Genomic DNA, 8,626 nt, shown 5'->3' with positions numbered 1-8,626 from the left:
TGCTCCTGTGCTTTTTAAAAGTGTCAGCAAACACAACCCATCACAGTGTCACAGGTGATTTTTGTATTTGTTCATTATAATTGCCGGGAAGTTTGGCAGAAGAAGCGGTCTTGGGGTGAATGTCACCTTGACCTAAGCCCAACATTCTAATCGTTTTATCCTGAGTTATCCACAGCCTTAGTCTATATAATAGTAAAAAAAATCATTGACATACCTGCTTAATTTGATGTTTAATTAAGGGTTTTCGAAATCGGCAAATACTGAGTGTTTACATTCGTTATTGTCGCACTACAGTTTAATTGCCTTTAAGGCCGGAGTTTAATAATGAAACGTACCTACCAACCATCCAAAACCCGTCGCGCACGTACCCATGGCTTTCTGGTACGCATGAAAACCAAAGGTGGCCGTGCAGTGATTGCTGCGCGTCGCGCCAAAGGCCGCAAACGCTTGGGTCTGTAATTCAAAGCGATGCATTGCTTGAATTTCAATGCATGACTTTGCATAAGCTTAAAAAAACGGATGAATTTTCATCCGTTTTTAGTTTTAAGAAGCGCATTTACGGCGAGTGGTTATTGGTTAACATTAAGCCTAATTTGCATGATCATCATCGTTATGGCTTGGTGGTTTCCAAAAAAACTGCCAAACTTGCTGTGAAGCGCAATTACATGAAACGCGTGCTACGCGAACTTTTAAGAGTGCAACCGCCACCGGCTACTTCTGGTTTTGATGTTGTACTCCAAGTGCGTAAAGCTTTTCACCATGAGGATTTTTCAGCCATTCAACGCGATTTGTCACAGTTGTTGGCAAGACTAAAAAAAATCGCACCCGTGGCTCAGTGAAGTGAATGAAAACGCTGCTAATTCTACTTGTTAAAAGTTATCAGTGGGGCCTAAGTCCCTGGCTGGGTCATCATTGCCGTTTTCACCCCACTTGCTCACACTATGCTATTGAGGCGCTTCACCGTTATGGTGCTATGCGTGGTACTGTATTAACACTTCGTCGCCTCGCCCGCTGTCATCCTTGGCATCCGGGCGGCGTAGATCCCCTACTCTGATATTTCAATACGAAACCTTATGGATACTCGCCGTTTAATTCTGTTCGTCATTTTTTCATTTTCTATCATGCTGTTGTGGGATGCTTGGCAACAACAGCAAGCCCCGACCCCTGTGACAGCGCAGGAGGCCGCTTCAACGCCATCAGCCGATAAGCCTCAAGAAAATGGTTTTATGCTCACTAAGGGCACGCGTATTTCTGTTAAAACAGATCGCTATGCCGCTGTCATTGACACCGTGGGCGGCGATTTACGTCAATTATCCTTATTAGAGCATCAGGCGGATGATAACTCTGGCCCTTATGAATTAATGAGTGATGCGAGTGCAAAAAAGCTGTATGTTGCACAAACCGGCCTCAAGGGTGATGGCTTACCCACACACTATGCTTCCTTTACCACAACGGCTACCGATTACACGCTACAACCAGATCAGGATACATTAGAGGTTAGACTCACTACGCCTGAGACCAATGGCGTTGCTGTGGATAAGATTTACCGCTTTCATCGTGGTCAATATCTGATTGACGTCATTTACGAAATTAAAAACAATAGTGACAAGGCGATTTCCCCGTCTGTGTACTATCAAATTATTCATGATAATGAGTCTAACCAAGGCTCTAAAATGATGCCAACGTTCACCGGCGGTGCTTATTTCACCAAAGCTGACAATTACAACAAAATTAAATTTGATGATATGGCAAAAAAAGATGTATCGATCAATGCTAAAGATGGGTGGATTGGCCTTGTTCAACATTATTTTGTCAGTGCCTGGGTCCCGCAATCGAATGCCGATCGCAAGTTCTACACCACTAAATTAAGTGATCATGATTTTTCAATCGGCACGATTCTATCGGTTGGTGATATTGCGCCGGGTACAACTAAATCGGTTGATGCAAAATTATTCAGTGGTCCACAAGCGCATGATGATCTAGAAACAGCTGCGCCTGGGCTTGAGTTTGTGGTCGACTACGGCATTCTCACCGTCATTGCTAAACCGCTGATGTGGCTGTTAACTCATATTCATGATCTAGTTAAAAACTGGGGCATTGCGATTATCGTTCTCACCATTCTGATTAAAGCCGCTTTTTTCAAATTGTCAGCCTCTGGTTATCGCAATATGGCGCACTTGCGTGAGATTGCGCCTCGCATGCAAGCCTTAAAGGATAAGTTTGGCGACGACAAACAGAAACTTCAGCAGGCCATGATGGAGATGTACCGGACTGAGAAAATTAACCCAATGGGTGGATGCCTGCCCATTCTGGTTCAGATTCCCGTATTCATCTCGCTTTACTGGGTCCTTCTGGGTTCTGTCGAGTTACGCCACGCGCCGTTCTTTGGGTGGATACAAGATTTGTCTGCGACGGATCCCTATTTCGTCCTACCTGTGCTGATGGGTGCGACTATGATTATTCAGACTTTCTTAAATCCGCCGCCGACCGATCCGATTCAAGCGAAAGTAATGAAGATTATGCCGGTGGCATTTAGTATCTTCTTCTTTTTCTTCCCCGCTGGCTTGGTATTGTATTGGTTGGTGAATAACATTCTATCCATTTGGCAACAATGGGCGATTAACCGGATGATTCACACGGAAGCGCTGACTAAAAAAGGAAATGGTAAGTAATCAAGTGGCTTCAACGCACGACACCATTGCCGCTATTGCAACAGCTTCAGGCGCGGGCGGCATTGGTGTTGTTAGGGTTTCTGGCCCTCTGGCTAGCGATATCGCTCATCAGATCTTAGGGCATTGTCCTGCCCCGCGGCATGCGGCTTATCTATCTTTTTTACAGGCTGACGGCAGCCTGATTGACCGTGGTATTGCCCTCTACTTCCCCAATCCTCATTCTTATACCGGTGAGGATGTGCTCGAGTTGCAGGCACATGGTGGCACCGCGTTAATGCAACTCTTACTGGCTCGTTGCATAGAGTGTGGTGCACGTCACGCGCAAGCTGGTGAATTTACCCAGCGCGCTTATCTAAACGATAAAATTGATCTAGCGCAGGCTGAAGCTGTAGCTGACCTCATTAATGCCGCCACCGCTGAAGCTGCTCGTAGCGCCGTTCGTTCTCTGTCTGGGGAGTTTTCTCAAGCCGTTCAAACCCTATTACAACAATTGGTTGATCTCCGTCTGTATGTGGAAGCCTGTTTGGATTTTCCCGAAGAGGATATTGATTTTATTACCCAAGGGCGTGTACTCGAAAAATTGCAGGCGAATCAAGTTGCCTTACAAACTATTTTTCATCAAGCCAAACAAGGTGCATTGTTGCGTGAAGGCATGAACGTTGTGCTCATCGGCCAGCCAAACGTTGGTAAATCTAGTTTGTTAAATGCACTCTCAGGCGAAGAGTTGGCGATTGTCACTCCCATTGCTGGCACCACGCGTGACACCATTAAAAGTGCCATACAAATTGAAGGCGTGCCTTTGCATGTGATTGATACGGCTGGGTTGCGCGATACAGATGATACGGTTGAACAGGTTGGTATTGCGCGCACCTGGAAGGCATTAGAAACCGCTCACGTTGCCCTATTATTAGTGGATGCTCAGCATGGTATTGGCGCGCTTGAAAATCAAATTCTTCAAAAGCTACCCCCGCCAGTCAAAAAGGTTTGGGTACATAACAAAATCGATGTTTCACGTGAAACATCCCACGTAGAAACGCGTGATTTCGATCAGCATGTTTTTTTATCTGCCAAGACAGGCGACGGTATTGCTTACCTCAAAAAAACCCTACTTGATTTGATTGGCTATCAGCCGAGTGGCGAAGGCGTGTTTATGGCACGTGCGCGGCACTTGCAAGCCTTACAGTTGGTGGATGAACATTTAACACAAGCCATGCAGCAGATGCACGCGGCTGAATTGCTGGCTGAGGAGTTGCGTCGCGCCCAAGAGGCATTGGGTCAAATTACCGGAGAGTTCACCCCCGACGATTTGTTGGGTGAGATTTTCAGTCGCTTTTGTATAGGTAAATAAAAACCCGCCTCAGCGGGTTTTTTTTCTCGGGAATGGCGTGTTGCGTTTATCAAAACGCTCATCGATGTTACAAACTCTTTTACATCCAGTAATCATCGCCCAGATTAAATTGTCACGGTTAATCAGGCTCTCAAAGATCACGCCTAACACATGTACCACCACCACTATCAACCAGGTCCACGTTACATAGTGGTGAATGACCTTGCTCATGTTATCGTCGATCCAACCCCAGCCATCATTGTAGACAATGCATCCAGAGCCAACAGTTAAGACACCTAGGCCCAGCATGGCATAAATTGCAATGGACCCAGTGGGATTGTGCCCGATGTAATGTCTTGCTGTGCCTTTCAGTAATCTGAAGAGGTGCTTGACTGCCCAAACGGGATTGAGTGGAAAGCTATCAAAATTCGCATAACCAGTGGCGATCAAGCCCCAGATAATGCGAGCAACGATTAAAGTGCCTGCCACATAGCCTGCGTATGCGTGATGCAATTGGTCCCACATGGAAGCGTGGGTATAAAAAGCGTAGCTAAATGCCGCCACGAGGGACCAATGAAAGATCCTAATAAACGGATCCCAAACATAACGCAGCATCTTGTTTACTTAGTTGGTTTGGTTTCAGTCAGCAGATAAGCAATGAAGTTGGCTTTTTCTGAGGGTGAGCAGTCTGCCCCCAAAATGTCATTACAATGCTTAGTGAACTGTTCTTCTACTTTATCGATATCAGTAAAGCGCTTGGTATTCACGCGTGGCGCTAAGGGTGGGATTTCTTTACCAGTAACGATATTTTTACCAACGTTCGCTGGGTTGTTGGTGTGGCATGAGGCGCACGCTGCTTCTTTACCGCTTGCTGTATTGAACTTGCGGTTAAAGAAAATTTTACCATCGGTAATAGATGGTGCTTGAAACGTTGGATTCGCAGAGTGCGCAATGTTGGTGTATTTATAGACGAGTTTTTCAGCATTGGTAACATCAGCCATTGCATGCGCTGAAAATAACACCGCAAATGCAGCAATGATTGTTTTGATTCTCATGGTTAAAGCTCCTTGGTTGTTTTAAATAATTCTATTCTTTTTATGTTAAGTAATTATGGCCTGCTTGTAATTAATTTGTATTAATCGGTGTTTAAATTGTATTAAAACACAGATCAAGTGTATCAATGTTGTGATTTAAATGACCATTTGATTAGTTTACGCTAAAATCACAAATCTTTTTAAATCAAACAGTTCAAGATTATTTATGATGGACTTTCCTGATCGATTCGATGTGATTGTGGTGGGCGGCGGCCATGCTGGGACAGAAGCTGCTTTGGCCGCAGCGCGTATGGGGCAAAAAACCTTATTGCTGAGCCACAATATTGAGACATTGGGGCAAATGTCCTGTAACCCTTCCATTGGTGGAATTGGTAAAGGCCATCTCGTCAAAGAAGTTGATGCGCTCGGCGGAGCGATGGCTGCAGCCACGGACGAAGGCGGCATTCAGTTCAGAATTTTAAACGCTAGCAAAGGGCCCGCCGTGCGCGCGACACGCGCTCAGGCGGATCGCATTCTTTATAAGGCAGCGATTCGGCATCGCCTAGAAAATCAGCCTAACTTGTGGTTATTTCAACAAGCAGTAGATGACATTATTTTAGAGGGTGATCGTGCCGCCGGCGTAGTTACTCAGATCGGTTTGCGTTTTTCCGCCAAATCGGTGGTTCTGACTGCGGGTACTTTTCTGGGGGGTTTGGTGCATGTCGGCCTGCAAAACTATAGTGCTGGGCGTGCCGGAGATCCGCCATCCATCTCGTTAGCAGCAAGATTGCGCGAGATAGGTCTCCCGGCAGGCCGTTTGAAAACTGGCACGCCACCTAGGATTGATGGCCGCACGATTGATTATAGTGTCATGACTGAACAGCCTGGCGATACACCATTGCCGGTTTTCTCTTTTTTGGGACGTGCGTCACAGCATCCACAACAATTGCCTTGCTGGATCACGCACACCAATCAGCAAACTCATAACATTATTCGGAGTGGCTTGGATCGTTCGCCGATGTATACAGGCGTCATTGAGGGAGTGGGTCCTCGTTATTGCCCGTCGGTCGAAGACAAAATCCACCGCTTTGCAGACAAAGACTCCCATCAAGTATTTTTGGAGCCTGAGGGTTTAACCACGCACGAAATATACCCCAATGGGATTTCCACCAGTTTACCGTTTGATATTCAATTGTCATTGGTGCGCTCGATTCGTGGTTTAGAAGCTGCACACATTCTGCGCCCCGGATATGCTATTGAATACGATTATTACGACCCCAGAGGTTTAAAGTCGACTCTCGAAACAAAAACAGTAAAAGGCTTGTTTTTTGCTGGGCAAATCAATGGGACGACTGGATATGAAGAGGCTGCTGCGCAAGGCTTGTTGGCGGGGGCAAATGCCGCTCTGTATTCCCAAGATAAAGAAGGCTGGTGCCCATCCCGTGAACAAGCGTATTTAGGCGTGTTGGTCGATGATCTCATTACTACTGGGGTGAATGAGCCTTACCGTATGTTTACCAGCCGCGCAGAATATCGTTTGCAATTGCGCGAAGACAATGCCGATATGCGTCTGACCGAAGCAGGTCGTCATTTGGGTTTGGTAGACGATGCGCGTTGGGAGGCTTTTTGTAAGAAACAGGAAGCGGTCTTTAGAGAGCAAGCGAGATTGAAGCGAACCTTCCTGCAGCCCGACAATGGGCAAGCAGCAAGTGATGGCTCAAATAAGATTGTTTCACGTGAAACACAAATTGCGACTTTTGGAAAACCACTCGAACACGAGTATTCCTTGTTTGAGTTATTGCGCAGACCAGAAGTTGCGTATCAATCGTTGTTATATATTGTGCCAGCGCCAGAGTTGCTGGCAGAAGATGTCATTGAGCAAGTTGAAATTGCTGCCAAGTACCAAGGGTATATTGATCGCCAAAAAGAAGAAATCGCACGTCAAAAAAATAGCGAAAATATAAGGTTGGGCGACGTGATTGATTATAATGATGTGCATGGTCTGAGTAATGAAGCGCGGCAAAAATTGCTTGCACAAAAACCAGAAACAATTGGTCAAGCCGGACGCATTCAGGGCATTACGCCAGCCACAATTTCGCTACTGTTGGTGTATCTTAAGCGTCGTCAGAAAAAAATCAGCCAATCCGGCGATATTGCAGCAGCATGATGCAGCTTTTGCCGCAACTGTCCGCTGGGGTTGAAGCGCTAGGTTTGCAGTCGGTGCTCTCGATTGCGATGCAAGAGCAGTGTTTAGCCTATTTGTCCCTGCTGCAAAAATGGAACAAGGTATACAACCTGACCGCGGTGCGTGATCCGCAAGAGATGTTAGTGCTTCACTTGATGGACAGTTTAAGTGTATTGCCACACATTCAACCGGGGCAATTGCTGGATGTTGGCAGTGGTGGTGGCTTGCCAGGCCTCGTGGTTGCAATTGCGCGCCCGGACGTCGAGGTGACTACCATAGACACGGTACAGAAAAAAGCCATTTTCATGCGGCAGGTAAAGGCGGAATTAGGGTTGGCAAATGCCCAAGTGGTGCATGGCAGAGTGGAGGCCTATCATCCGCCCTCTCCTTTTTCACAGATCATTTCACGCGCATTTTCTGATATCGCTTTATTTAAGCAACTGACTGATCATCTTATTGCGCCAAATGGTCGCTGGCTAGCGATGAAGGGGTTGGTACCGTCGGATGAATTAGCGCAAGCGAGAATCGTCCCTACAGAAGTGATCCGTTTGCAAGTGCCTCATTTGCAAGCTGAGCGCCATTTAATTGTGTTTGAGAATAACAAATGAAAATAATCGCAATTACCAACCAAAAAGGGGGCGTGGGTAAAACCACGACCTGCGTGAATCTTGCTGCCAGCTTGGCTGAGCATGGCCAAAAAGTGTTATTAGTCGACCTGGATCCGCAAGGAAACGCCAGCACGGGGAGTGGCATTGATAAGGCCCATTTAAAAGATAGTATTTATCAGGTGCTCATTGGCAATAAAACCCTTCAAGAAGTGGTGATACGTGCTGAAGCGGCCAAGTTCGATGTTGCGCCTTCTAATCGCGATTTGGCGGGGGCTGAAGTCGAGTTGGTGAATGAAATGGCGCGCGAAACCCGATTGAAAAATGCCATTCTCAAGTTGGGCGAAGATGCCTATGATTACGTTTTACTCGATTGCCCGCCTTCACTTAATTTGGTGACGGTGAATGCGTTGACCGCCGCACACTCGGTGATGATTCCTATGCAGTGCGAATATTACGCGCTGGAGGGATTGTCAGACCTAGTCAATACTATAAAGAAAGTGCGCGCTCACTTAAATCCAGTCTTGGAGATTGAAGGTTTGTTGCGCACGATGTTTGATAACCGCAATATGTTGGCACAACAAGTGTCCGCGCAACTAGTCAGCCATTTTGGTAAAAAAGTTTATCAGACGATTGTGCCGCGTAATGTGCGTCTAGCGGAAGCCCCGAGTTATGGCATGCCAGTCTTGCTATACGACCGTTCTTCAAAAGGGGCTCAAGCTTATCTCGAACTGGCGCAAGAAATCATTCAAAAACAATAAAAAATCTATCCCCCTTACATTTAAAAAAATATTAAAGGAAAT

The 8,626-nt window shown here is 46.3% G+C and carries 10 protein-coding genes; 8 read left to right on the top strand and 2 right to left on the bottom strand.

The annotated features are described in order from the left end of the window. Positions 1-324: 324 nt before the first annotated feature. From rpmH to mnmE, 5 genes are read left to right on the top strand one after another with little or no spacing between them, the layout of a single operon-like run. Positions 325-459, top strand: a complete 135-nt coding sequence (gene rpmH / locus FIT99_RS12350) for a 50S ribosomal protein L34 (RefSeq protein WP_018987191.1) — start codon at positions 325-327, stop codon at positions 457-459. Between the two features lie 32 nt (positions 460-491). Continuing rightward, positions 492-839, top strand: a complete 348-nt coding sequence (rnpA, locus tag FIT99_RS12345) for a ribonuclease P protein component (protein WP_140004555.1) — start codon at positions 492-494, stop codon at positions 837-839. A gap of 5 nt (positions 840-844) precedes the next feature. Further along, entirely contained in the window at positions 845-1,054 is a 210-nt protein-coding gene (gene yidD / locus FIT99_RS12340) for a membrane protein insertion efficiency factor YidD (RefSeq protein WP_140004554.1), read from the top strand. Between the two features lie 19 nt (positions 1,055-1,073). Further along, positions 1,074-2,672 carry a membrane protein insertase YidC gene (gene yidC / locus FIT99_RS12335; protein WP_140004553.1) on the top strand — a complete coding sequence of 533 codons (1,599 nt, stop codon included), beginning with the start codon at positions 1,074-1,076 and terminating at the stop codon, positions 2,670-2,672. Continuing rightward, positions 2,662-4,020, top strand: coding sequence for a tRNA uridine-5-carboxymethylaminomethyl(34) synthesis GTPase MnmE (gene mnmE / locus FIT99_RS12330; RefSeq protein ID WP_140004552.1), 1,359 nt, complete (start codon positions 2,662-2,664; stop codon positions 4,018-4,020). The genes yidC and mnmE overlap by 11 nt, the downstream gene beginning before the upstream one ends. Positions 4,021-4,029: 9 nt before the next feature. Here the strand turns inward: mnmE and FIT99_RS12325 are convergent, their stop codons facing one another. Continuing rightward, the gene (locus tag FIT99_RS12325) at positions 4,030-4,614 is read right to left on the bottom strand and encodes a cytochrome b/b6 domain-containing protein (protein WP_140004551.1); all 585 of its coding nucleotides are present in this window, start codon (positions 4,612-4,614) and stop codon (positions 4,030-4,032) included. A gap of 5 nt (positions 4,615-4,619) precedes the next feature. Further along, positions 4,620-5,054 carry a cytochrome c'' gene (gene cycA, locus FIT99_RS12320; protein ID WP_140004550.1) on the bottom strand — a complete coding sequence of 145 codons (435 nt, stop codon included), beginning with the start codon at positions 5,052-5,054 and terminating at the stop codon, positions 4,620-4,622. Positions 5,055-5,262: 208 nt separating this feature from the next. On the opposite strand from cycA, the gene mnmG reads away from it, so the two are divergent. From mnmG to FIT99_RS12305, 3 genes are read left to right on the top strand one after another with little or no spacing between them, the layout of a single operon-like run. Beyond that, positions 5,263-7,200 carry a tRNA uridine-5-carboxymethylaminomethyl(34) synthesis enzyme MnmG gene (mnmG, locus tag FIT99_RS12315; RefSeq protein WP_189524833.1) on the top strand — a complete coding sequence of 646 codons (1,938 nt, stop codon included), beginning with the start codon at positions 5,263-5,265 and terminating at the stop codon, positions 7,198-7,200. After that, positions 7,197-7,826 carry a 16S rRNA (guanine(527)-N(7))-methyltransferase RsmG gene (rsmG, locus tag FIT99_RS12310; RefSeq protein WP_396652215.1) on the top strand — a complete coding sequence of 210 codons (630 nt, stop codon included), beginning with the start codon at positions 7,197-7,199 and terminating at the stop codon, positions 7,824-7,826. The genes mnmG and rsmG overlap by 4 nt, the downstream gene beginning before the upstream one ends. Continuing rightward, complete coding sequence (locus tag FIT99_RS12305) at positions 7,823-8,584, top strand: ParA family protein (RefSeq protein ID WP_140004548.1); 762 nt, start codon at positions 7,823-7,825, stop codon at positions 8,582-8,584. Before rsmG ends, FIT99_RS12305 begins: the two co-directional genes overlap by 4 nt. The last annotated feature ends 42 nt before the right edge of the window (positions 8,585-8,626 follow it).

The sequence above is a fragment of the Methylophilus medardicus genome, from assembly GCF_006363955.1.
Classification (GTDB): domain Bacteria; phylum Pseudomonadota; class Gammaproteobacteria; order Burkholderiales; family Methylophilaceae; genus Methylophilus; species Methylophilus medardensis.
Note: the sequence above shows the minus strand (reverse complement) of the source record. Positions and strands in the feature narration are given on the sequence as shown.

What these genes read in the sequence shown, in the direction of transcription:
- rpmH (WP_018987191.1), top strand. Translation starts at nt 325, where the DNA reads ATGAAACGTACCTACCAACCATCCAAAACCCGTCGCGCACGTACCCAT.
- rnpA (WP_140004555.1), top strand. Translation starts at nt 492, where the DNA reads ATGACTTTGCATAAGCTTAAAAAAACGGATGAATTTTCATCCGTTTTT.
- yidD (WP_140004554.1), top strand. Translation starts at nt 845, where the DNA reads ATGAAAACGCTGCTAATTCTACTTGTTAAAAGTTATCAGTGGGGCCTA.
- yidC (WP_140004553.1), top strand. Translation starts at nt 1,074, where the DNA reads ATGGATACTCGCCGTTTAATTCTGTTCGTCATTTTTTCATTTTCTATC.
- mnmE (WP_140004552.1), top strand. Translation starts at nt 2,662, where the DNA reads ATGGTAAGTAATCAAGTGGCTTCAACGCACGACACCATTGCCGCTATT.
- FIT99_RS12325 (WP_140004551.1), bottom strand. Translation starts at nt 4,614, where the DNA reads ATGCTGCGTTATGTTTGGGATCCGTTTATTAGGATCTTTCATTGGTCC.
- cycA (WP_140004550.1), bottom strand. Translation starts at nt 5,054, where the DNA reads ATGAGAATCAAAACAATCATTGCTGCATTTGCGGTGTTATTTTCAGCG.
- mnmG (WP_189524833.1), top strand. Translation starts at nt 5,263, where the DNA reads ATGGACTTTCCTGATCGATTCGATGTGATTGTGGTGGGCGGCGGCCAT.
- rsmG (WP_396652215.1), top strand. Translation starts at nt 7,197, where the DNA reads ATGATGCAGCTTTTGCCGCAACTGTCCGCTGGGGTTGAAGCGCTAGGT.
- FIT99_RS12305 (WP_140004548.1), top strand. Translation starts at nt 7,823, where the DNA reads ATGAAAATAATCGCAATTACCAACCAAAAAGGGGGCGTGGGTAAAACC.